The 23783-nt window shown below is 60.8% G+C and carries 25 protein-coding genes; 4 read left to right on the forward strand and 21 right to left on the reverse strand.

Annotated features, from left to right (window positions below; all coding sequences use genetic code 11):
- Positions 1-42: 42 nt before the first annotated feature.
- From ABD806_RS04630 to ABD806_RS04695, 14 genes are all read right to left on the reverse strand, one after another.
- On the reverse strand, positions 43-750 hold the full coding sequence (locus ABD806_RS04630; protein WP_344955178.1) for a glutathione S-transferase family protein: 708 nt from the start codon (positions 748-750) through the stop codon (positions 43-45).
- A 71-nt stretch (positions 751-821) separates the two neighbouring features.
- Complete coding sequence (locus tag ABD806_RS04635) at positions 822-1292, reverse strand: VOC family protein (protein WP_344955180.1); 471 nt, start codon at positions 1290-1292, stop codon at positions 822-824.
- A 103-nt stretch (positions 1293-1395) separates the two neighbouring features.
- Positions 1396-1773 (reverse strand): DUF2784 domain-containing protein, encoded by a 378-nt coding sequence (locus tag ABD806_RS04640; RefSeq protein WP_344955182.1) that lies wholly within the window; start codon positions 1771-1773, stop codon positions 1396-1398.
- Positions 1770-2591 carry an NRDE family protein gene (locus tag ABD806_RS04645; protein WP_344955184.1) on the reverse strand — a complete coding sequence of 274 codons (822 nt, stop codon included), beginning with the start codon at positions 2589-2591 and terminating at the stop codon, positions 1770-1772. Before ABD806_RS04645 ends, ABD806_RS04640 begins: the two co-directional genes overlap by 4 nt.
- 265 nt (positions 2592-2856) lie before the next feature.
- Complete coding sequence (locus ABD806_RS04650; protein WP_344955186.1) at positions 2857-3096, reverse strand: hypothetical protein; 240 nt, start codon at positions 3094-3096, stop codon at positions 2857-2859.
- Positions 3097-3108: 12 nt separating this feature from the next.
- The gene (locus ABD806_RS04655) at positions 3109-3720 is read right to left on the reverse strand and encodes a DNA ligase (protein ID WP_344955188.1); all 612 of its coding nucleotides are present in this window, start codon (positions 3718-3720) and stop codon (positions 3109-3111) included.
- Between the two features lie 102 nt (positions 3721-3822).
- Positions 3823-4941, reverse strand: coding sequence for an alanine dehydrogenase (gene ald, locus ABD806_RS04660; protein WP_344955190.1), 1119 nt, complete (start codon positions 4939-4941; stop codon positions 3823-3825).
- The gene (locus ABD806_RS04665) at positions 4904-5668 is read right to left on the reverse strand and encodes a glutamine amidotransferase-related protein (protein WP_344955192.1); all 765 of its coding nucleotides are present in this window, start codon (positions 5666-5668) and stop codon (positions 4904-4906) included. Before ABD806_RS04665 ends, ald begins: the two co-directional genes overlap by 38 nt.
- Positions 5669-5704: 36 nt before the next feature.
- Positions 5705-6799 (reverse strand): AmmeMemoRadiSam system radical SAM enzyme, encoded by a 1095-nt coding sequence (gene amrS, locus ABD806_RS04670; protein ID WP_344955194.1) that lies wholly within the window; start codon positions 6797-6799, stop codon positions 5705-5707.
- A gap of 333 nt (positions 6800-7132) precedes the next feature.
- A complete protein-coding gene (locus ABD806_RS04675) occupies positions 7133-7978 on the reverse strand; it encodes an ABC transporter permease subunit (RefSeq protein WP_344955196.1) in 846 nt (281 codons plus the stop codon).
- Complete coding sequence (potH, locus tag ABD806_RS04680; RefSeq protein ID WP_344955198.1) at positions 7975-8871, reverse strand: putrescine ABC transporter permease PotH; 897 nt, start codon at positions 8869-8871, stop codon at positions 7975-7977. Before potH ends, ABD806_RS04675 begins: the two co-directional genes overlap by 4 nt.
- Positions 8872-8883: 12 nt before the next feature.
- Complete coding sequence (potA, locus tag ABD806_RS04685; RefSeq protein WP_344955200.1) at positions 8884-10020, reverse strand: polyamine ABC transporter ATP-binding protein; 1137 nt, start codon at positions 10018-10020, stop codon at positions 8884-8886.
- 55 nt (positions 10021-10075) lie between these two features.
- Positions 10076-11185 carry an extracellular solute-binding protein gene (locus ABD806_RS04690; protein ID WP_344955202.1) on the reverse strand — a complete coding sequence of 370 codons (1110 nt, stop codon included), beginning with the start codon at positions 11183-11185 and terminating at the stop codon, positions 10076-10078.
- A 112-nt stretch (positions 11186-11297) separates the two neighbouring features.
- A complete protein-coding gene (locus ABD806_RS04695) occupies positions 11298-12626 on the reverse strand; it encodes a glutamine synthetase family protein (protein ID WP_344955205.1) in 1329 nt (442 codons plus the stop codon).
- 241 nt (positions 12627-12867) lie between these two features.
- Between ABD806_RS04695 and ABD806_RS04700 the strand changes: the two genes are divergently transcribed.
- From ABD806_RS04700 to ABD806_RS04710, 3 genes are read left to right on the forward strand one after another with little or no spacing between them, the layout of a single operon-like run.
- Positions 12868-14220, forward strand: coding sequence for a glutamine synthetase family protein (locus ABD806_RS04700; protein ID WP_344955207.1), 1353 nt, complete (start codon positions 12868-12870; stop codon positions 14218-14220).
- 14 nt (positions 14221-14234) lie between these two features.
- Positions 14235-15512 (forward strand): NAD(P)/FAD-dependent oxidoreductase, encoded by a 1278-nt coding sequence (locus tag ABD806_RS04705; protein WP_344955209.1) that lies wholly within the window; start codon positions 14235-14237, stop codon positions 15510-15512.
- Positions 15513-15553: 41 nt separating this feature from the next.
- Positions 15554-15811, forward strand: a complete 258-nt coding sequence (locus ABD806_RS04710) for a DUF1289 domain-containing protein (RefSeq protein WP_344955211.1) — start codon at positions 15554-15556, stop codon at positions 15809-15811.
- Between the two features lie 35 nt (positions 15812-15846).
- Here the strand turns inward: ABD806_RS04710 and ABD806_RS04715 are convergent, their stop codons facing one another.
- From ABD806_RS04715 to queC, 5 genes are all read right to left on the reverse strand, one after another.
- Complete coding sequence (locus ABD806_RS04715) at positions 15847-16713, reverse strand: alpha/beta fold hydrolase (protein ID WP_344955213.1); 867 nt, start codon at positions 16711-16713, stop codon at positions 15847-15849.
- 15 nt (positions 16714-16728) lie between these two features.
- On the reverse strand, positions 16729-17541 hold the full coding sequence (locus tag ABD806_RS04720) for a MetQ/NlpA family ABC transporter substrate-binding protein (RefSeq protein WP_344955215.1): 813 nt from the start codon (positions 17539-17541) through the stop codon (positions 16729-16731).
- Between the two features lie 372 nt (positions 17542-17913).
- Positions 17914-18633, reverse strand: a complete 720-nt coding sequence (gene queE, locus ABD806_RS04725) for a 7-carboxy-7-deazaguanine synthase QueE (protein ID WP_344955217.1) — start codon at positions 18631-18633, stop codon at positions 17914-17916.
- Complete coding sequence (gene queD / locus ABD806_RS04730) at positions 18630-18986, reverse strand: 6-carboxytetrahydropterin synthase QueD (RefSeq protein WP_344955219.1); 357 nt, start codon at positions 18984-18986, stop codon at positions 18630-18632. Before queD ends, queE begins: the two co-directional genes overlap by 4 nt.
- Positions 18974-19681 carry a 7-cyano-7-deazaguanine synthase QueC gene (queC, locus tag ABD806_RS04735; protein ID WP_344955221.1) on the reverse strand — a complete coding sequence of 236 codons (708 nt, stop codon included), beginning with the start codon at positions 19679-19681 and terminating at the stop codon, positions 18974-18976. The genes queD and queC overlap by 13 nt, the downstream gene beginning before the upstream one ends.
- A gap of 258 nt (positions 19682-19939) precedes the next feature.
- Between queC and ABD806_RS04740 the strand changes: the two genes are divergently transcribed.
- Complete coding sequence (locus tag ABD806_RS04740; protein WP_344955223.1) at positions 19940-20494, forward strand: hypothetical protein; 555 nt, start codon at positions 19940-19942, stop codon at positions 20492-20494.
- Between the two features lie 53 nt (positions 20495-20547).
- Here ABD806_RS04740 and guaA read toward each other — a convergent pair whose 3' ends face one another.
- Both guaA and guaB read right to left on the reverse strand, forming a co-directional pair.
- Positions 20548-22125, reverse strand: coding sequence for a glutamine-hydrolyzing GMP synthase (gene guaA / locus ABD806_RS04745; protein ID WP_344955225.1), 1578 nt, complete (start codon positions 22123-22125; stop codon positions 20548-20550).
- Positions 22126-22220: 95 nt separating this feature from the next.
- Positions 22221-23684, reverse strand: coding sequence for an IMP dehydrogenase (guaB, locus tag ABD806_RS04750; RefSeq protein WP_425583071.1), 1464 nt, complete (start codon positions 23682-23684; stop codon positions 22221-22223).
- Between the last annotated feature and the right edge of the window lie 99 nt (positions 23685-23783).

Genomic DNA, 23783 nt, shown 5'->3' on the forward strand with positions numbered 1-23783 from the left:
CCCTGGCTGTCGCCGCGCCCTGCTCGGTGCCATTGAGCCTCCTCAAGCCATGCCCGCTGATGAGCCGACGGGCAGCCGCCGATCGGCCAGTATCTTGCCCGCCTGGTGCGCCTCGGCTTCATGTCCCGGCTCACGCCAGGGCTCGCGGAGGGCGGCGTCCAACCAGTCCTGCATGGGTTTAAGTGCCAGCAGCTGCCGCACATAGCCATCGGCTGCGGGCGCCAGTTTGAGTCCGTAATTGCTCACCCGGAAGGCCACGGGCGCAAAAAATGCGTCCACGGCGCTGAATGCTTCACCCGCCAGCCAGGGGCCGCCGAAACGGGCCAGCCCCTCCGACCACAACTCGTTCAAACGCTCGATATCTTGCCGCAGTTCGGCATCGATCCCGTTCATTTCAACCTGCAGGCCACAGTTCATCGGACACTGGTTGCGCAGCGCAAAGAAACCGGAGTGCATCTCGGCGGCGGCGCAGCGGGCCCAGGCCCGGGCCTGGGCCGACCTGGGCCAGACCCCGGGATCATGCTCGGCCAGATATTCGGTAATGCCCATGGAATCCCATACCACTACCCCGTTATCCACCAGGCAGGGCACCTTGCCGGTAGGTGAAAACCGCCGGAATGTCGACCAGTTGGAGCCGGAGCCGAAGGGCTCCAGATGCTCGTTGAAGGGGATATCCAGCATCCGCATCAGTAACCAGGGCCGCAGCGACCAGGATGAGTAGTTTTTATTGGCGATAAACAGCTCTTTCATTATGCGATCCTTCCGTTAGCATCCTTACCCAAATACGGCCGCTCTCTTGGCGCCGGCCGTCAGAAATAGTGTCAGATATCCGCTTGCTGGAACAGCTCCTGGGCCCGCCGGGCGATGTCTTCTTCAGACAGGTCTTCCACATGGCTGGCGAGAAACCAGATATGACCGAAAGGATCTGCCAGGGTGCCGGTGCGATCACCATAAAACTGATCCTGCGGCTCACGGATTTCCCTGGCTCCCGCCGCCAACGCCTTGGCAAACTGCGCATCCACGTCTGCCACGTACAGGTACAGGCCGATGCTGCTGCCGCCCAGCTGCAGCGGATCGCGAAAGGCCTCCTGGTCGCAACTGTCGGCCAGCATTATCCTGGTATTTCCAATTTGGAGTTCCGCATGGCCGATTTTTTCGTCCGGAGCGGCCATGCGGAATAATTCCACCGCATCGAACGCCTGCTGGTAGAAGGCGATGGCCTGGGCCGCGCCCTTAATGCTCAAATAGGGCGTTACACTGGCATAGCCTTCGGGTATGGGTTTGACTGGCATCTTGGTCTCCTCGCGGGTTGCTTCATCGAACGGTTATATCCCATGGCCGGCGGTGTGCCGACCGGTCAACACAAGTGTGGCCACGCTCGCCGGAATGGCAAGCTCAGGCCCCCCTCGTGCGCCGAGACAATCGATAGCCAACCCCGCCGTAGATCAGCAGGTTAACGCCCAGGGCAAGCAGCCCCAGCAGCAGTTGCATGTCCGGCGTCAACCCGGGCGGATAGATGATGGCCATCAGATAATGGTCGATAAAGCCCCCCTCATAGCCGCTTTCCCCGGCCAGCCGCCGCAAGCGGTTTTCCAGCGGGGTGAGCGGGCAGGTACGGCCCTGACACTCGACCAGCATGGCCCATGCCGCCGAGGGCAGGTGGATAAACAACAGCCATTTACGCCACAGCAGCAACAAACCTCCCAGCAGGGCGAAGAGGATAAACAGCAGGTGCACCACCAACACCAGCTCGGCCAACAGGCGGGCAATCATGAGGCTGCGAGCGGACCCGCCGGCACGCTGCAGCGCATGCGCCGCACCGCATCCGGCTGCAGGGCCCGGGCCTGGGCCGCGTCGTCAAAACTGCGCTCGGTCGCTTCCAGCGTGCCGTTGGCATAGGCCTGCACCACGGTTTGGGCCCGGGTGCCATAGTCCGGGCGCACGATAAAAATGGAAGACAGGTCCAGCTCCCACTCGCGGGATACGCCGGTCATCGGCAACTCGCCCTCATCCGCCTGGGTGGGATCACTCAAAAACCGCATGCAGGCATCGACCAGCCCCCGGTGATCGCCCCCCAGTCCGGCCAGGCGGGCCTTCAGCCGCTCCAGCTTGGGCCAGGGGGTATCGAGCACCGCATTGGACAAACCATAGAGCCCCGCCGGCAGGCTGCGTGCCTCGGCCCCTATCTGGTTGCCGCAATACCAGACAGACGCAGGGCCGGTTACGCCGTAGATATCGCCCACCACCAGGTTAAAGCCGTTGTATTCATTGGCCCGGGTCATCAGTCGCCGACTGTAGTGCTCCGGGCTGATATGAGTATCGAGAAAATCCGCCACCAGCGCACCCCGGGAAGGCGCCAAGGGATGCTGGGGTACGCCGTTGCGAAAGTTGGTCAGGGCGGCAAAGCGCCCCGTTTTCGTTAACCCCAACCAGGTGCCGCCCGCCTGCAGATCCCGTCCCGCCCAGACACCGGCCGGCCCCGGCCACCAGTCGGCCGCCGCCGTGGGACGGGCATAAAACTCATCCCGGTTGGCCAGCAATAACAGCGGCATCTTCCCACCGGGATCCCAGGAAAAGGCGATCAGGCACATATCCTATCCTCTTGTGACAATTAGGGGGTATCCCGATACTATCATCGCCATCCCAACTGGCCGCACTCAAGACGACAGACGCAACGCATAGTGGGTCTATGGGTCGGCCGGCTTACTGCAAAAGCGGCTCGGGGCATTGGCTGAAGTTAGGGTGACGAGACGATAAATAGTTGTCGTTTCAAGATTATAGCCGTTTGATACAACTCGGGCGGGACCAAGCCGCCGGCCGCAACGGTTAGGAATGAGAATGACACCGGCCAAGTCGCTATTGCCGTGCCGGCTCTTCGTCTCTTACCCGCAGGAAGCTGACAAAGCGGGGAAAACCCTTACGGGTTTCCCCCCGGTACCGATAGCTGATGATGCTGCCGATGCCGGGGGGGTGACGACGCTGCCGGTCGGTAAAACCGGTGCCGATACGGAACCGCCGGCCGTCGGGGGTTTCCACCAGCAAGGCGCCGAGCATATGGGTATATTTTCCCCGACCGGGCAGGTGGCCGACCACCACCGCTTCCGCATCCTAGTGGTGTTTGAGCTTAAGCAAGTCGTCGGTGCGCCGGGCCCGGTAGAGGGCATCGCCCCGGCGCAGCATCAGCCCTTCCCCACCCCCCGCCGCCACCTCGGCCAACCAGGCCATCAGCGCCTCTTCGTCGGCGACTTTGCGTTGTTCAACCAGGGCAATATGGGGCGCAGACCGGTCACTGAGCAGTGCCTGCAGGGTGAGCAGTCGCCCCTCAAACGGCGACTCACTGGCGGGCAGGTCAAACACCATAAAGCGGATCCGCCGCCATTCCCGCTCGTCGGGCCGGTAACGGCGCACCGCACCGGACAGCTCATCGAAGCGTCCCCGTCCTATCCACAGCTCACCATCCAGTGGCTGGCCGGGAAAGCCGGCGGTAAACCAATCGGGCGCGTTTGAGCGGTTCCCCTGACGGGAGATCAGCGCATGGCCGTCCCAGTAGGCACGCACCCCATCAAGCTTTTCGCTGCTCCAGTACTGTGCAGGCACGCCTTGCTGCGCGTAGACCCCGGCCAACTGCAAGGGCGGCACGGGATCGGCAGTGACGGCTCCGGGACCGGCCAGCACCACCAGGCCGACCATGGTGGGCAGTAACAATGGATGATGTTTCATAAGGCTCCTCCCCGCACCCTGGAAGCATAAGCCAGGGAGGAGCCGGATGGCGAATGGCGGGGCGGTTCCACCCGTTTGGGGGTAGCTGCGCAGCGGGCAGGCTCAGCCCTTCAGGAGTTTGTCCAGGGGGGTGAAGGGCAACTGATGCGCCTCGGCCACCGCCTGATAGACGATATGCCCCTTATGCACATTGAGCCCGGCAGCCAGGTGGGGATCCTCCTTCAGCGCCTGCCGCCAGCCCTTGTTGGCCAACGCCTGAACAAACGGCAAGGTGGCATTGGTGAGGGCGAAGGTGGAGGTACGCGCCACGCCACCGGGCATATTGGCCACACAGTAGTGCACTATGTCGTCCACCATATAGGTGGGGTTTTGATGGGTGGTCGCCTTGCTGGTTTCGAAGCAGCCGCCCTGGTCGATGGCCACATCCACCAGCACGGCCCCTTTGGGCAACAGCGCCAGCATGGCACGGGTGATCAGCTTGGGCGCGGCGGCACCGGGGATCAGCACGGCTCCCACCACCAGATCCGCCCAGGGCAATTCTGCCTCAATCGCATCCGATGTCGAATACAGGGTCTTCAAGGCCGGGCCGTAGAGGCTGTCCAGCTCTTTCAGCCGGGCCAGGGACTTGTCCACCAGGGTGACATCCGCCCCCAGGCCCAGGGCCATCCGGGCGGCGTTGATACCCACCACGCCACCACCCAGTACCAGCACACGGGCCGGCGGCACGCCGGGCACCCCGCCCAGCAGCACGCCCCTGCCGCCGCGGGCTTTTTCCAGGCAGTGGGCCCCGGCCTGTATCGCCATGCGCCCGGCCACCTCACTCATCGGTGCCAGCAGCGGCAGACCACCGCTCCGATCGGTCACGGTTTCATAGGCGATGGCGATGCAGCCCGAGTCCAACAGACCCTGGGTCTGGGGCAGATCCGGAGCCAGGTGCAAATAGGTAAACAGCACCTGATCCGGCTTCAGCCGCTGGTATTCCTCGGCCTGGGGCTCCTTGACCTTGACGATAAGTTCGGCTCGGGAGAATACCTCTCCCGCATCGGCCACGATCTCGGCCCCGGCAGCCCGGTATTGCTCGTCACTCAGGCCAATGGCGGCCCCCGCATGGGTTTCAACCAGCAGGCGGTGGCCGTCCCGCACTAGCTCTTTGACGCCCCCGGGCGTCATCCCTACCCGGTATTCATGGTTTTTGATTTCCTTGGGGATCCCTATGTCCATCTTGCCTGCCTCCTGATTGAGGTGAAGAAGGTGAGGTTAAAAAGTCCAACAGCAGATGCATCACCGCCTGGCCATCATGACCCTGGTTAAGTGAGTCCAGCGCCTGTCGATACAGGCCGTCGCTGAAGCGATCCTTGCGTTGCTCAATGAGAAAACGGGAATAAGCCGGGGTAAACTCCGGATGCCCCTGCACACCGATCACCTGATCATCCAGGGTAAAGGCCGCATGGGGACAAAAATCCGAACCCGCCAATACCCTGGCCCGCTCCGGCAGGCTCAGCACCTGATCCTGGTGGCTGACCAGCAGCCTGAATCCCTCCGCCTGCCCGGGTCCCGCCGCTTGCTGCCGCCAGCGATAATCATGGTTGCCTATGCCCCAGCCCACCGGGGCCCGGGCCACCTCACCGCCGTGCATCAACGCCAGCAGCTGGTGTCCGAAACAGACCCCGGCGATGCGCTGTCCCTGCTCCAGCAAGCGCCGGACACAGGTCTTCAGCCGCTCCAGCCACGGATACCGGCCGAAGGCATCGAAGCGGGCGCCACTGATAATCCAGCCATCCAGTCGGGTATCTTCATCGGGAAACTGTTGCCGATGCACATCATATACCTGTAACTGCGCCTTGGGCGCCACCGCCCCTATGCACTCCCGAAACAGCTCGGGATAATCGCCGCCGACCCGGCTGAAGTCGCTGTCTATATGGTCACATAACAATAAGCCTAGCTGCATATCCCCCCGCTCCCGACGTTTTTATGTTTGATGTATCTATGTTGATGTGGGTCGCATGCGTACCATTTGCCGTTGCGCTCCCCATCTGCCCGGGGGACCCTTGAGTACCCCGGGCAGGAGAGTATGACATTGTTGACAGCGGCCATCGTCGGTGAGTCCCCAATGGCCAAGCCTATACCAGCAGCGTTCAATCAGCATCGCACCGCAGTGATGGCAATAAGTGCTTCCGCCACGGGTGTCGTAAACATTGCCGGTATAAGGATAACGAACGCCGTTCGCGAGGGCGATGTCCCGTGCCCGGGTAAGAGTTTCAGGCGGCGTACGGGATTTGTCCAGCATCTTCCAGTCGGGGTGAAAGGCAGAAAAGTGCATCGGTACATCGGGGCCAAGATGCTCGACTACCCACTGGGTCATGGCCGTCATCTCGGCACTGGAGTCATTTTCACCGGGGATCAGCAGGTTGGTGATTTCGAACCAGACTTCGGTTTCGTGCTTCAGGTATTCAAGTGTTTCCAGTACGACGCCGAGTTCTCCGCCACAGATCTTTTTATAAAATCGCTCGGTGAAGGCCTTAAGGTCGACATTGGCAGCGTCCATATGGCGATAGAACTCTGCTCGCGGCCCCGGGCTGATGTAACCGGCGGTGACGGCAATACTCTTCAACCCCTGTGCATGGCAGGCATCGGCTACATCCATGGCATATTCCATGAAAACCACCGGATCATTATAGGTGTAAGCAATGCCAATACAGCCCAGGCGCTTGGCGGTGGCCGCCAGCTCTTCGGGCAGTGCCCGATCGGCGAGGGTGTCCATCTCCCTGGATTTGCTCATGCCCCAGTTCTGGCAGAATTTGCAAGCCAGGTTACAACCGGCGGTACCAAAGGAAAGAATCGGGTGCCCTGGCAGAAAGTGATTGAGCGGTTTCTTCTCTATCGGATCGATACAGAAACCACTAGAGCGGCCCCAGGTATAAAGCATTATCTGGTTATCCTCACGCCCGCGTACAAAGCACAGGCCGCGCTGGCCTTCACGCAGTTGACAGGCACGAGGACAGAGGTCGCACTGGATTCGGCCATCATCCAGTTTGTGCCAGTATTTGGTGGGTAACACCCGGTGGGATTTGGGAGCCATCTAGCCGCCTCGCTGCCGCAGCACGCACTTTCAGTATAGTCCCCAGGCAAAAGCAAGTCCGTAAGCTGCTGATTCTGGTACCACTAAATAACTGTTCCTAATTGTGCTTCAGAAATCAGGCTCGAACGCAGACATGCCGTAAACCCATCCTTGGGGGCTCCGGTGTCTGACGAAGAGGCCAAGAAGAAATTTCCGGAAGGTTGGAAAGCCCCCAAACCCTATATACGGATCGTGCGGCAACCCTGAGCGCCGAGGGATGCCGCAAACCCTGAGCCCTACCGATGCTCACTTTAGATCGGGCAGGCGTCATGACTGGCAACGCTGACCCCTTGCCTAATCATCTCGGGCCAACGCCGCCTCCTGCAGACGGCGTTGTTCCGCCCGTACCATCAACCACCAGCCGACCAGGGTCACCAGGGACACCACCACAATAATGATGGTCGCCAGGGCGTTGATCTTGGGGCTCACCCCCAGGCGCACGCTGGAAAAGACCACCATCGGCAAGGTGCTGGCATTGGGCCCGGAGACGAAGCTGGCAATCACCAGATCATCCAGCGACAGGGTAAAGGCCAGCAACCAGCCGGCGACGATGGCCGGGGCGATGATCGGCAGGGTAATCACCAGAAAGACCTTCAGCGGCCGGGCCCCCAGATCCATGGCCGCCTCTTCCACCGCGCTGTCCAGCTCCCTCAGCCGGGAGCTGACTACCACCGCCACATAGGCCGAACAGAAGGTCACATGGGCAATCCAGATGGTGGTGCTGCCCCGCTGGGACGGCCAGCCCAGCCAGTCGCCCATGGCCACAAACAGCAACAGCAGGGACAGGCCGGTGATCACCTCCGGCATTACCAGGGGCGCCGTGATCATAAAGGCAAAACCGTGCTCGCCCCTGAAACGCCCCATCCGGGTCAATACAAAGCCGGCCAGGGTGCCCAGCACCACGGCGGTCGAAGCGGCGAAGAAGGCGATGGTCAGGCTGAGCAGGACCGCCTGGATGATCATCGGATCCTCAAACAGCTCGCGGTACCAGCGGGTCGACCAGCCGGCCCAGACGGTCACCAGCCGGGAGCTGTTAAAGGAGTAGATGATCAACAGCAACATGGGCAGGTACAGGAAACCGAAGCCCAGCAGCAGGATCAGCCGACGCAGCCAGGAACGGCTGGCGGGTATCTGGTTCATGGCCGGCCCTCCAGCTCTTTGCGCTGACTATGGTGGAACCACATGATAGGCACCATCAGCAACAACAGCATGATGCTGGCGACCGCCGCCGCCACCGGCCAGTCTCTGTTGTTGAAGAATTCCTGCCACAGCACCCGACCGATCAGCAGGGTATCCGGGCCGCCCAGCAGTTCCGGGATCACGAACTCCCCCACGGCCGGAATAAACACCAGCATGGCGCCGGCAATCATGCCCCCGCGGGTCAGGGGAATGATCACCGTCAGCAGGGTCTTCCAGGGCCTGGCGCCCAGATCGGCGGCGGCTTCCACCAGGGAATAATCCAGCCGCATCAGGGCGGTATACAGGGGCAAGACCATAAAGGGCAGATAGGCATAGACGATGCCGATATAGACCGCGGTATTGGTATTGAGGATCTGCAGGGGACTGTCGATCATCCCCAAGGCCAGCAGCACATTGTTGAGGAAACCGTTATTACCCAGGATGCCCATCCAGGCATAGACCCGGATCAGGAACGAGGTCCAGGACGGCAATATCACCAGCATCAACAGCATGTTGCGGGTCGAGGGCCGGGAATGCACTATCGCCCAGGCCAGCGGATAGCCGATCAGCAAACAGAGCAGGGTCGATACGCTGGCCACCTGCAGGGACTGCAGATAGGACTGGATATAGAGGCTGTCACTCAGTAAAAACAGGTAGTTGTTGAAATTCAGCAGCAGCTGCAGCTGGTTGTCGGCAAAGCTGAGCATCTGGCTGTAGGGAGGGATCGCCAGCACCGACTCCGACAAGCTGATCTTGAGCACGATCAAGAACGGGATCAGAAAAAACAGCAGCAGCCAGGCATAAGGCAGGGCAATCACCAGCTGACGGCCACGGAAACGGGGCAAAAGAGACATGGTCAAGGCTTCCTAGTCCTGCAAGACGGCACAGCTGTCCGCCTCCCAGCGCAAACTGACCCGCTCCCCCCAGGTCGGGTTACCCTTGTGCGAACGATGACGGTTGGGCAGGGTCGCCATGATGCGTTTACCCGAGGCCAAGCGGATATGATAGACAGACAGGCTGCCGAGATAGGCGACGTCTTCCACTTCACCGCTCAGCCAGTTGTCATCCTGGGGCAAATCCTGGTCACAGAGCTGCAGTTTTTCCGGCCGTATCGCTATGGTTACCGCCTGGCCTTCGGCCACCGACTGGCCATGGTTGACCAGGACCGGGTGTTCGAGTTCGGGGCAGGATACCAGACAGGTATCCGGCTCATCCCGCGCCACCACCCCGTCGAACAGGTTGACCGAGCCGATAAACTCGGCACTGTAGCGGCAATTGGGGTATTCGTAGATATCCAACGGCTTGCCGACCTGGATCAGCCGTCCCTTGTCCATGATGGCGATGCGCCCGGCCATGGTCATCGCCTCTTCCTGATCATGAGTCACCATCACACAGGTTACCCCCACCTGCTCGATGATGTTGACCAGCTCAAGCTGCATTTCTTCCCTGAGCTTCTTGTCCAGGGCCCCCATCGGTTCATCCAGCAGCAGCAGCTTGGGTTTCTTGGCCAGGCTGCGGGCCAGTGCCACCCGCTGCCGCTGGCCGCCTGACAGCTGGTGAGGCTTGCGCCTGGCATAGTCGGTCATCTGTACCAGCCTGAGCATCTCTCCTACCCGCTCGGCGATCTCGGCCTTGGGCAGGCCTTCCTGCTTCAGGCCGAAGGCGATGTTGGCCTCGACAGTCATATGGGGGAACAGCGCATAGGATTGAAACATCATGTTGATGGGCCTGTCATAAGGGGCTACGGCGGCGATGTCATGCCCATCCAGAAGGATCTGCCCCTGATCCGGTCGTTCAAACCCCGCCAGCAGGCGCAACAGGGTGGACTTGCCACAGCCGGATGCGCCGAGCAGGGCAAAGATCTCGCCGCGGCGGATGGTCAGGCTGACATCATCCACGGCCGCATAGCCATCGAACAGTTTGCTGAGGCCCTGGATTTCCAGGAAGGCCTCGGGTGTTGCCTTGCCGGCAAGCGGGTCTTGATTATGGGTATTATCCGGCAACTGTGCCTACTCCCTGCTATAAAAAGGTGCCGGTGAGCCCCGGCACCCAGGCTGTTTAACGTCCGGTTTTTACCCGGGTCCAGGCACGGGTGATCACCCGGTTCACCCGCTGCGGCAGCAGCTTGGCGGTAAACAGGCGATCCGCGGCCTCGGCGGTGGGATAAATACCGGTGTCATTGAGTATGCTTTCCTCTACAAACTCCCGGGCGGGCAGATTGGGATTGGCGTAGGCCACATAGTTGCTGACCGCGCCGATCACTTCCGGTTTCAGCAGATAGTTGATCAACTGGTGGGCATTGTCCGGATGCCGGGCATCCTTGGGGATGGCCAGCATATCGAACCACATCAGCGCGCCTTCCTTGGGGATCGAATAGGCCACCTTGACCCCCTGCTCCGCTTCATCGGCCCTGTCCCTGGCCTGCAGGATATCCCCCGACCAGCCGACCGCCACGCACACATCCCCGTTGGCCAAGTCATTGATATATTTTGAGGAATGGAAATAGGTGATATGCGGGCGCAGGCTCATCATCAGCTCGGTGGCCTCCCCCGAATAATCGGCGGGGCTGCTGCTGTTGGGATCCTTGCCCAGGTAGTTAAGCACGGTGGAAAAAATTTCGGTCGGCGCGTCCAGAAACGCCACGCCGCACTGGCTGAGCTTGGCCAGGTTTTCCGGCTTCAATACCAGATCCCAGGAATTGACCGGGGCATCTTCGCCCAGGGCAGCCTTGACCTTGTCCACGTTATAGCCGATGCCGGTTGTGCCCCACAGGTAAGGCACGCCGTACTGGTTACCGGGATCCTTGTCGGCCAGCAGGGCCATGATCTTGGGGTCCAGGTTGCCGTAATTCGTCAGCTTGGACTTGTCCAGTGCCATAAAAGCCCCCGCCTGGATCTGCCGTCCCATAAAGTCGCCGGTCGGCACCACCAGATCAAAGCCGGTATTACCGGCCAGCAGCTTGGCTTCCAGCACTTCGTTGGAATCAAACACATCGTAGGTCACGGCAATGCCGGTCTCGGCAGTAAAGTTCGCCAGGGTGTCCTCGGCGATATAGTCCGACCAGTTGTAGAAATTCACCTGGGGCGCTTCCTGGGCGTGTATACCGCCCCCCAGCACCAGCCCGGCAGCCAGCAGTGAGAGGCGAAAACCATTGTTCAAACTTGCCATGGGCATCTCCATCCGTGTAGGTAAAATCACATCAATTTTACGGGCGGCACATCATACTCATACCGACCCGATTCTGGAATCAGGTCTCCGTAATTTTTTCTATGCCGGTCGCTCACACATTGAGCAGCAGAAATTCCCGTTCCCAGGCGCTGATCACGGTAAAGAAAGCTTCATATTCCTTGCGTTTTACCGCGATAAAGGCATCGACAAAGCGCTGGCCCAGCACCTCCCGCAGATCGCTATTCTGCTCCAGCGCCAGCAGCGCCTCCTCCAAGCTGCGGGGCAGGCCGAAAGGCATGTTATAGGCACTGCCCTCGATCGGCGCCGTGGCCTCGATCCCCTGAACCATACCCAGATAGCCGCAGGCCAGGCTGGCCGCCAGCGCCAGATAGGGATTGGCGTCGGCGCCGGCGTAGCGGTTTTCGATGCGCCGATCACTGCCGCCCGAGCGGGGTACCCGCAGACCGACGGTGCGGTTGTCTTCCCCCCAGGCCATATTACGCGGCGCCGAATCGCCGAAGGCCAACCGCCGATAGGAGTTCACATTGGGGGCGAACAGGGCCACGACGGCGGGAATATAGTGCTGCATGCCACCGATATAATGCAGGAACAACGCGCTGTGGCTGCCGTCCGGGTTGGCAAACAGGTTGTTGCCGTCCTTGTCGACCAGACTCTGATGGATATGCATGGCACTGCCCGGCTCGTTTTTCATCGGCTTGGCCATAAAGGTGGCGTAGACATGATGGCGCATCGCCGCCTCGCGCATGGTGCGCTTGAACAGAAACACCTGATCGGCCAGCTCCAGGGCGTCACCGTGAATGAAGTTGACCTCCATCTGGGCCGCCCCCGACTCGTGGATCAGCGAGTCCACATCCAGCTCCTGGGCCTCGCAGTAGTCGTACATGTCTTCGAAGATAGGGTCGAACTCGTTGACCGCGTCTATGCTGAACGACTGGCGCGCCGTTTCCGGCCGACCATTGCGGCCGATGGGCGGTTCCAGGGGATAGTCCCAGTCCTCATTTTTCTTGACCAGGAAGAACTCCAGCTCCGGCGCCACCACCGGCCGCCAGCCCTTTTGCTCATAGAGCTTCAACACCCGACGCAGCACGTTGCGCGGCGCCATCTCCACCGGCTTGCCCTCTGCATCGAAACAATCATGGATCACCTGGGCGGTGGGTTCGCTGGCCCAGGGGACCAGCCGGGGGGTGCTGATATCCGCCTGCAGCTCCATGTCCTGTTCGGTCCAGTCGATCTTGTCATCGTCCGGCCAGTCGCCGTTGACGGTTTGCAGGAAGATATTGTCCGGCAGCCGCATGCCGCCTTCCTTAAGGAACTTGTCGGCGGGCAGGATTTTCCCCCGGGCATTGCCGGTGAAATCCGGCAGCAGGCATTCCACCTCGGTAATGGCATGTTGCCGCATCCACAGTCGTAATTTTTCCATGTCTTGCTTATCAGGATCTTGAACGCTCATGAGGCACACTCAACTGGATTAACCTGTATGGCTAGCATAGCCCATATGGGTTAAAAATAGCCTAATCAATAACTTGTTCGAAAATCAGGCAAAATGACAGACGCCGTACGAGCCAATGGGATCCGGATCATAATTAATCGACATCCGTATATTAAAGTTCGACGGCAAGGCTTAGTTTTATCGGGGATGCGCATTTTATTAAGGACACATTATGGGCAAGCCAACCAGCGTTCAACATCAGACCCGCAGCCCCTGGGCCGACTATCAATCCGTCGATCTGATGCTCTGCGACATCAACGGGGTGCTCAGGGGGAAACGCATCCAGGTCAGTGCCCTGGAGAAGGCCCTACGGGACGGCATCAGCCTGCCCGCTTCGGTGTTCGCCCTGGACATTACCGGCCAGACCGTCGAAGAAACCGGGCTGGGCCTGGCCCAGGGCGATACCGACCGTACCTGCCGGCTGCTGCCCCACACCCTGGCGCCCGTCCCCTGGCACAAGACGCCTTCGGGCCAGGTGCTGATGACCATGGAGGAGCTTGACGGCACCCCGTTTTTTGCCGATCCGCGCCATGTGCTGCAGAAGGTGCTGAAACGGCTGGAGGATAAGGGCCTGTATCCCTGTGTGGCGGTCGAACTGGAATTTTACCTGGTGGATCAGCACGAAGGGCCCGATGGCCTGCCCCAGCCACCGATCCTGCCGGGCACCGATGAACGCATGCACGATACCCAGGTCTATTCCCTGGACGATCTGGACAGCTGGGAGGACTTCCTGGTCCGGGTCGCCGAGGTCTGCGCCGTGCAGCGCATCCCCGCCGACAATGCGGTGGCGGAATATGCCCCGGGTCAGTTTGAAATCAACCTGGCCCACCAGAACAGCGCCCTCGATGCCTGCGATCAGGCGATACTGCTCAAACGCGCCATCAAGGCCATCGCCATCAAGGAAGGCATGTATGCCACCTTCATGGCCAAACCCTACAACGGTCAGGCCGGCTCGGGCATGCATATCCATGTCAGCCTGCTCGACAAGGACGGCAACAACCTGTTCGCTGACAACCATGAGCTGCTGCGTCAGGCTATCGCCGGTACCTGCAGCATGTTGCCCGAATCGATGGCGCTGTTCGCCCCCAATGCCAACTCCTATCGTCGCCTGCAGCCCCATATGTATGTGCCGCTGCACGCCAGCTGGGGCTTCGATAACCGGACCGTGGCCCTACGCATCCCCTCGGGAGACAAGAGCAATACCCGGCTGGAACACAGGGTGGCGGGCGCGGACGCCAACCCCTACCTGGTGACCGCCGCCATCCTCGCCGCCATCGATCACGGGATCAGCGAACAGCTGCGCCCGCCGGCCCCGATCCAGGCCGATGCCAACAAGCTGGATTTGGCGCTGCTGCCCTATCGCTGGCAGGATGCCCTGGACAGGTTCGCCCAGTCCCATCGGCTGTCCCAGTATCTGGGCAAGGAGTTTCACCGGGCCTACCTGATCAACAAGCGCCATGAGCTGGCCGAGTTCGATCAGCATGTCACCCCGCTGGAATATCAGTGGTATCAACACCTGGTCTGACCACAAGGGACCCCATGCACACAGCCCACACCGACTCCTATTATGCCGCCTCCCTCAACCTGCCCCTGGCCTACCCGACCTTGGAGGAAAACCTGGATGTGGATGTGTGTATCGTCGGTGCCGGTATCACCGGCGCCGCCGCCGCCCTGACGTTGGCGGAAAAAGGCTACCGGGTGGCGGTACTGGAAGCCAACCGGGTCGGCTGGGGTGCCTCCGGGCGCAACGGCGGCCAGATGATCTTCGGCTATGCCTGTGAACAGTCCAAACTGACCCGCATGGTGGGCCTGGAGACCAGCCGCGCCCTGTGGGATATCTCCATCGAAGCCATGACCCTGATGCGCCGACGCATCCACGACCACGGGATCGACTGCGATCTGGCCGACGGCCACCTGCATGCGGCGGTGAAACCGCGCCATATGCAGGAGCTGGAGGCCTGGGCCGAAGATCTAATACGCAACTTCGGTTATCAGGGGCTTCAGCTCTGGGATCGGCAACGACTGCGCCGGCAGCTGGCTTCCGATGCCTATCTGGGCGGCCTCTACGATCCCAACAGCGGTCATGTACACCCGCTCAATTACACCCTGGGGCTGGTCAAGGCCGCCGCCCAGGCCGGCGCGGTATTCTTCGAACAAAGCCCGGTGACCCGGATTGAGCGGGGGGCCACGCCGGTGGCCCATGCGCCGGGAGGCCAGGTGCGTTGTCGCCAGCTGTTGCTGTGCGGCAATGCCTATCTGCAGCATCTGGTGCCGGAAATCGAGCGTAAGCTCATGCCGGTCGGCACCTATATCACCGCCACCGAGCCCCTGGGCCGCGAGCGCGCCGAGGCGCTGATTGCTAACAACATGGCGGTGGCGGATCTCAACTTCGTGCTGGATTACTTTCGCCTAAGCGCCGACCACCGGCTGCTGTTCGGCGGCCGGGTCAGCTATTCCCGGCTGGATCCGCCCAACCTGGCCGCCGCCATGGGCAGGCGCCTGCGCACCGTGTTCCCGCAGCTGGCCGGCGTGCACCAGCAATACACCTGGGGCGGCTATGTGGGCATCACCCTCAACCGGGCCCCCCACTTTGGCCGGCTGGAGCGGAATATCTATTATGCCCAGGGCTTTTCCGGCCATGGCCTGGCGCTGACCGGCATGGCCGGCAGCCTGATGGCCGAAGCCGTTGCGGGCGATGCCGAGCGCTTCGATCTGTTCGGACGCATTCCCCACAGGGACTTTCCCGGCGGGCGCCTGCTGCGCACCCCGGCCCTGGTGCTGGCCATGGCCTGGTATCGATTAAGAGATCTGTTGTAATGCAGGTTAAAAATGCTCCATTATGGGAACAGGAGGTGCCGATGGAGCAGCTGGAGTTTTTCACCGTTCAGAGCCCCTGTATCGGTGTGTGTCAGGTCAATAACAGGGGCTATTGCAAGGGCTGCCTGCGCAGCCGGGAAGAACGCTTCAACTGGCTGCAGATGACGCCCCATCAGCAGCGGGAAGTGATCCGCCTGTGCCATGATCGCCGACGGCGGATCCTGGCCGCCGCCCGCAAGCAGCAGCTCGAACAGGAAGCCGCGGCACGCCCGCGCCAGGATGAGTTGCCATTCTTATAGCAGGGGGTGGTAAAGAAGTAGCAGGGAGCCCTCGGCTACCCCGGCCTGGCAGGCGCTGCCCCTGCGAGCCGTTCGCCGATCCAGCCGGCAATCTGCTCCGCCGCCTCTTGCTCCAGATGCAAGTGATGGCCACCGGCCAGTATTTTTAGCTCAAGGCCCGGCATCAGTCCGAGTTGCGACTCGACCCGCGCCATGCCGATGCCCTGCTCCGCCATCACCAGCAGCACCGGCATGGTGAGCCGGTGCAAGAAGGCGGCGATCTGCTGCTCGCACAATCGCACCACAGACGGCTGGGTCAGCGCCAGGTCGCTGCGCCAGTACCAGCCATCGGCCTCCTGCCGCAAGCCCCGTTCCAGCAACAGGCTGGCCGCTTTCCTGCTCACCGGCCAGCGGCCATTCATGCGCGCCTCGACCGCCTGCTCGAAACTGGCGTAAGGCCGCAACGAGCGCCGGCTCAGACGCGCGCCCTTGAGCAGGGCTTCGGCCATCTGCTCCGGCAACTGTTCGGCCGGACAATCGAGGGGGGTGAGTCCGTCCACCAGGAACAGCCGGCCGACCCGCTCGGGGAAGGCGCCGGCAAAGAGGGTGGCCACTCCGGCGCCCATCGAATGGCCCAGCAGCAGCACCCGCTCCAGCGCCAATTCGTCCACAAAGGCCAGTACATCGGCCACATTGTCCCAGATGTAATAGGGCTGGCCGGCGGGCCGGTGATCGGACAGGCCGTGCCCCGCCATGTCGAGGGCGAGCAGCCGTATATGCGGCAACCGCCGGGCCAGCAGGGTAAAGCTGGCCGCATTATCGAGCCAGCCGTGCAGGGCGATAACGGGAGTCCCGTTCGGATCGCCCCACTCCATCACCGCCAGCCGGCGGCCGTGTATTTCAAACTGCCAGCAACGATGCATCCGGTCCGTCCGCGCTTACTGGCCCCAGGCTTCGGGATATTTGTAGCCTTCAAAGTTTTTCACCACATAATCCTTGAAGGAGTCCGAGTTATAGGCGGCGATCACATCCTGCACAAAGGGCTCGTCCTTGTTCTCGCTGCGCACCACCACCCAGTTGATAAAGTCGTAGCTGCGCTCCAGGAACAGGCCTTCGGTGAAGGCAATGCCGCTGGAGGCAGCGTAGTTGCCATTGATCACCGAGAAGTCCACATCCTCCCGCGAGCGGGGCAGTTGCGCCGCCTCCAGCGGTACCAGCCTGATGCCCTTGTAATTCTCAACCACATCGAATTCGCTGGCACGCAGCTGCTCTATGCCATCCTTGAGCTTGATCCAGCCCATGTCTTCCAGCATCAGCAGGGCGCGAGCCTGGTTGGACGGATCATTGGGCAGGGCGACGGTGCTGCCGGCCTTGACCTCGTCCAGACTGTTCAGCTTGCCGGCGTACAGGCCCATGGGACCGGTGGGCACCTGGGTGATCGAGCTCAGACTCAGGCCACGATCCTGGCTGAAAGTATCCAGATAGGGCTGATTCTGGAAACAATTCACATCCAGCGCGCCTTCGGCCAAGGCCAGGTTGGGCATCACATAGTCGGTGAACTCCACCAGCTTGACGTTATAGCCCTGGGCTTCCAGCTGGGGCTTGATCGACTCGGTCACCATATCGGCAAAGTCGCCGACCGTGGTACCGATGACGATTTCATGCTTGTCGGGATCGGCAGCCATCAGCGGGAAAGAAAACGAACAGGCGGCCAGGGCCAGTAACGGCAGTTTGAGGAAGGTACGACGCATGAATGCTCCTTGGGGGATGAGAAAAAGTACAGGCGGAGGCGAGCGATACCAAGGCGCTGGCCGGATGCAGCCAGGCCGGCCTTTGGCGGCAGGGATGCCGCCACGGAGCATACATGGATATACTCGCTGCGTGCCAGCGTGGTATACCGGCCTGCGACACCATGAGATCCTGACTGCTCCGGATCAGAGAATAAAGCCAACCACCTGAACATATATACGTTTAGACTTTTAGATGGCCATGGTATCAACTGACACCATAAGAACCAAGCGAAAACGACGGTCATCCGCTGTTACGGACGAGACAGGAACGATAAATGGGTGGCGCAGGCGGGCAAACAGCAAAGATGAGGGATGGCGAAGGAATAGCGGGGCTCAGACCCCGCGTTCATTGTTCCAGATCAGCACATGCAGCTGGGGCAGTATCCGGGCACTGAACCAGCGATCGGCAGTCGCCCTGTCTACCAGCCAGCGCAGGCGGGCATTGAGCGCCTCGAGATCGGTAACCAGATCCGGCGCCTCCGGGGTGGCCGGTGCCGGGTTGCAGGGCTGCAGACACAGAGGCAGGTGGGGATAATCGGCGGCCACCGCCCTCGCCCACTGGTAATCGGCCTCATCGGCGATCACCAGCTTGAGGGTCACCCGAGGCTGTTCTCCCGCCGCCGCCAGACAGGCATCGAAACGGGCCGGATTGAAGGCCATCCCGGATGACGGCGGCTTGGGGCTCAGGGTCAGGTGATCCAGCTGGGCGAACCAGTCCTGGGCCCGGCTACCCTGGGTTTCCATAGCAAAGGTATAGCCCAGGCTGTGGCCCAGGCTCAACAACTCATCCAGGGGCTGCAGCGCCGGGTTGCCGCCGGACAGGGTGATCAGCAGCGGCTGGTCGCCGCTCAATGCCCGAACCTCGGCCATGATCGCCTCGGCACTCATCGGCGCCCAGTCGTCCTTGAAGCGGGGTTCAACCGCATACAGGGTATCGCACCAGCTGCACCGGTAATCGCAGCCACCGGTACGCACAAATACCGTCGGTACGCCGATCAGTGCCCCTTCACCCTGGATGGTGGGGCCGAATATTTCGCTGATGGCAATGCTCATGGCCGGTACTCGGCCCAGGTCTTAGGCGTTTCCGAGACACTGACCGCGCTCACTTCCGGCCAGCGGGCTCGGGCCCAGTCGAACAGATGTTTGGCCAGCCGCTCGGCTGTGGTGCACTCGTCGCCCAGCACCTCGTTCAGATGCCGGTGATCCAGCCGGTCGTCGATATAGTCCTTGAAGGCTTTCAGCTCCAGGTAATCGCGCACAAAACCGTATTGATCCAGCTGCTCGCTTTGCAGCTCGATTTCCACCACATAGTTATGGCCATGCAGCCGGGAGCAGGGGTGGTGGTCCGGCATCTGCTTCAGCTGATGGGAGGCGGAAAAGTGAAATTCCTTCTTTATTGTGAACATGCTTTTACCCTCGCCACCGCGGCCTGCCAGTATTCGGTATCCAGATACGGCGTCGGATCGACCACCCCGGCCAAGGCCATGGCCTCGATGCGCTCGACACAGGTGCCGCAGCGGCCGCAATGGGTCTCGCCACCCTCATAACAGGACCAGGTATCGGCTATCGGCACCCCATAACGGACCGCGTCCCTGGCGATGGCCGTCTTGTCGGCCTCTACATAGGGCGCGAACAGGGCCACCTCGCCCACCCCTTCCAGGGCCCTGGCCTGCATCTCGGCAAACAGCCGGATAAACTCGGGCCGGCAATCCGGATAGATAAAGTGATCGCCGCCATGGACGGCGATGGCCACCGTATCCAGGCCGCGGGCCGCAGCCACCCCGAAGGCGATGGTCAGCATGATGGCGTTGCGGTTGGGCACCACAGTTACCTTCATGTTGTCTTCGCTGTAGTGGCCATGGGGCACGGCAATGTCGTCGGTCAGAGCCGAGCCACCGAGCTGACGGCCGATATTGGCGATATCCATCACCAGATGGGGAACATTCAGACGCTCCGCACACAGGCGGGCCGAGTCGATTTCTTTCTTGTGGCGCTGGCCGTAATCGAAGGTCAGCAGGGCGCCCAGGGCACCTTCTGCCGCCAGCCGACAGGCCAGGGTGACGGAATCAAATCCGCCGGAGCATATAACTAACGCTTTCATTGTGAGTCCTTGTTTTATCCGGGTAGGCTGCGACCGGCTTCAAAAGCGAGCATATACTAACGGTTCTCGGACTGCAGGCCAATAGTTTTACGTAAAGATTTTAGCCGACTCGGACAGCTTCCGACCATCTCGGTATAAATAGCCATGACGCAGCCCGGTCAAGCTGGCTAAGATTAATAACGTGCGATGCCAGACAGCAGGCACAGGACAGCAAACGAAAGCCACAACATCAGAACAAGAACCAACAGCAGGCCAAGGATGATGAAAAACCTCGCACTTTTACTGGCAGCCGCCGTCTCGACCACCGCGTGCTCGGGCCTGAATCTCCCCATGTTTACCAGCATAGCCCCCAACACTCCCGGGCTGTCGACCACCCTCTCCGGCAAAACCGGACAGCGGGTGATAGACACCATTTCTTTTTCCTCCGTCAATGCCTTTGCAAAAGAACCGCTTACCGCCTGTGTCAACGGCCATATCTCGCCGCCGGCAACGGCTCAGCCCGACTCGGAGCCCCGGCTGATCAGCTTCGCCGGCAACGATCGCATCATGGCCACCGGCAGCAGCCCCTTCGATTATCGTCGCTACGGCGTGATACCGGCCAGGGATATCCTCGGCTTCAACCTGTCGGTGGCCGCCAGGCCCAGCGGCACCAGCTACCGGTTCAGAGACATCGTCCATATCCAACAGGGCACGGAACATCAGATACGCCTCTATGACAGAGGCAACCAGCTGGTTTACGACTCGCTGCAGGCCCTGTTCCAGCAGCTTGACGCCTGCGTGGCCGGTGGGCAGCGCACAAAAAAAACCGCCTGAACAATCAGGCGGTTTTCAGGGTAACTCGAGACCGGCTCAAGCCCGGATGGAAATCATTCCCACTCGATGGTGGCGGGCGGCTTGCCGGAGATGTCGTAAACCACCCGGGAAATACCGTCGATCTCGTTGATGATGCGGTTGGACACATGCCCCAGGAAATCGTACGGCAGGTGCGCCCAGTGCGCGGTCATAAAGTCGATGGTTTCCACCGCCCGCAGCGAGACGACCCAGTCGTATTTGCGGGCATCGCCCATCACGCCCACCGAACGCACCGGCAGGAACACGGTGAAGGCCTGGCTGACCTTGTTGTACAGGTCGTGCTTGTGCAGCTCTTCGATGAAGATGGCATCGGCCCGGCGCAACAGGTCGCAGTATTCCTTCTTCACCTCGCCTAACACCCGCACGCCCAGTCCCGGGCCCGGGAACGGATGACGATAGAGCATGTCGTAGGGCAGGCCCAGCTCCAGGCCGACCCGGCGCACTTCATCCTTGAACAGCTCTTTCAGCGGCTCGACCAGCTTGAGTTCCATGTCTTCCGGCAGGCCACCGACGTTGTGGTGCGACTTGATCACATGGGCCTTGCCGGTGGCGGAGCCAGCGGATTCAATGACGTCGGGATAGATGGTGCCCTGGGCCAGCCACTTCACATCCTGGATCTTGCCGGCTTCTTCATCGAACACTTCGATAAAGACCCGGCCGATGATCTTGCGCTTGGCTTCCGGATCCTGCTCACCCGCCAGGGCCGACAGGAAACGCTGCTCGGCGTTGACGTGCACTATGTTCAGGCCGAAATGATCGCCGAACATATCCAGCACCTGCTCGGCTTCGTTCAGACGCAGCAGGCCATTATCGACGAACACGCAGGTCAGCTGCGGGCCTATGGCCCGGTGCAGCAGCATGGCTGTCACGGATGAATCCACACCACCGGACAGGCCCAGCAGCACCTTGTCGCTGCCCACCTGCTCGCGGATGCGCTCAACCGCGTCCTCTATAATGGAAGCCGGGGTCCACAGCGCCGGGCAGTCACAGATCTGACGCACGAAGTGCTCCAGCATGCGTGCCCCCTGGCGGGTATGGGTCACTTCCGGATGGAACTGCACACCGTAGAAACGGCGGGACTCATCGGCCATACCCGCAAACGGACAGCTGCCGGTTTGCGCCACCTTGACAAAGCCTTCCGGCAGGGCCACGACCTTGTCACCGTGGCTCATCCACACATCCAGCAAGGGGTTACCCTGGGCATCCACCGCATCTTCGATATTGGCGAACAACGCACAGTCGCCAACCCGCTGCACCTGGGCATAACCGAATTCCCGCTCGGCCGAGCCGGCCACTGTGCCTCCCAGCTGCTCAGCCATGGTCTGCATGCCGTAGCAGATACCGAATACCGGCACCCCGGCGTTAAACACATACTCGGGTGCACGCGGACTGCCTTGTTCCGTAACCGACTCGGGCCCCCCGGACAGGATAATACCATTTGGATTAAATTCGCGGATTTGGTCTTCGCTGACGTCCCAGGCCCACAACTCACAGTAAACGCCCAGTTCGCGTACACGACGGGCAATCAGCTGGGTGTACTGGGAGCCGAAATCCAGGATCAGGATCCGGTTATCATGGATATTTTTGGTCATTGTTTTCCTACTGATGACAGACGCCGCTTGCGGGGGGTAGTCAAACGGCAATATAAAAACGGGGGATACTTCCCCCGTTTGCAGCAATTGCGGGATTAACCCATTCGGTAGTTGGGGGCTTCCTTGGTAATGGTCACATCGTGTACATGGGACTCCTGGATGCCCGCGCCGGATATCTTAACAAATTCCGCCTTGGTACGCAGGTCATCGATGGTGGCACTGCCGGTCAGGCCCATGGCGCTGCGCAGGCCGCCCATCTGCTGATGGATGATTTCCTTCAGCTTGCCCTTGTAGGGAACCCGGCCTTCGATGCCTTCCGGTACCAGCTTGTCGGCGGCATTGTCGCTCTGGAAATAGCGATCGCTCGAGCCCTTGGTCATGGCGCCCAGCGAGCCCATACCACGGTAGGACTTGAAGGAGCGTCCCTGGAACAGCTCGATTTCACCGGGTGACTCTTCGGTACCGGCGAACATGGAGCCCATCATCACGCAGTTGGCGCCGGCGGCCAGGGCCTTGGCGATATCGCCGGAGAAGCGGATGCCGCCATCGGCGATCACCGGAATATCGAGATCTTTCAGGGCCTCGACCGCATTGGCCACGGCGGTGATCTGCGGCACGCCGCAACCGGTGACGATACGGGTGGTACAGATAGAGCCGGGACCTATGCCTACCTTGACCGCGCTGACGCCAGCCTCGACCAGCGCCAAGGCGCCGGCGGCGGTGGCCACATTGCCGCCGATGATCGGCAGCTGGGGATAGGCCTTACGTGTTTCGCGGATACGGTTCAGCACGCCCTCGGAATGGCCGTGAGACGAGTCGATCAGCAACACATCCAGACCCGCATTGACCAGGGCCGTGATCCGCTCCTGGTTGCCTTCACCGGCACCCACCGCAGCACCCACCCGCAGGCGGCCCTGTTCATCTTTACAGGCGTTAGGTTTACGCTCGGCTTTCTGGAAGTCCTTGGCGGTGATCATGCCGGTTAGCCTACCCTGTTCGCTCACCACCAACACCTTTTCGATACGGTGCTGCTGCATCAGGGATTCGACCTGCTCCCTCGGTGTGCCCACGGTGACGGTAACCAGACGCTCTTTCTCGGTCATCACCTCATGGACCCGTTTGCCCAGATCATGCACGAAACGCACATCCCGCCCGGTAATGATACCCACCAGTTCCCCTTCGGCGGTCACCACCGGATAGCCGGCAAAACCGTTCAGCAGGGTCAGTTCGCGAATATCGGCGATGGTCAGATCCGGACCGACGGTGACCGGGTCGGACACCACCCCGCTTTCGAACTTCTTGACCTTGCGTACCTGGGCGGCCTGCTCTTCGATCGACATATTTTTGTGAATAAAGCCGATGCCTCCTTCCTGTGCCAGGGCGATCGCGAGATCGGCCTCGGTCACTGTGTCCATGGCGGCGGAGACGATAGGGATGTTAAGATTAATTTCCCGAGTCAAGCGGGTACGGAGATCTGCCGTGTTGGGTAAGACGGAAGAATGGGCGGGGACCAGTAATACATCATCAAAGGTCAGGGCGTCTTGGGCAATCCTAAGCATCGCAATATTCACCATAAGGTTTGGGGAAAAATATTGCCGACAAATTGTAGATATGTCGGGCCTTCGGGTAAAGCGATATTTTGTTATTTTATGTAATTA

Source organism: Zobellella aerophila (assembly GCF_039539325.1).
Lineage (GTDB): Bacteria > Pseudomonadota > Gammaproteobacteria > Enterobacterales > Aeromonadaceae > Oceanimonas > Oceanimonas aerophila.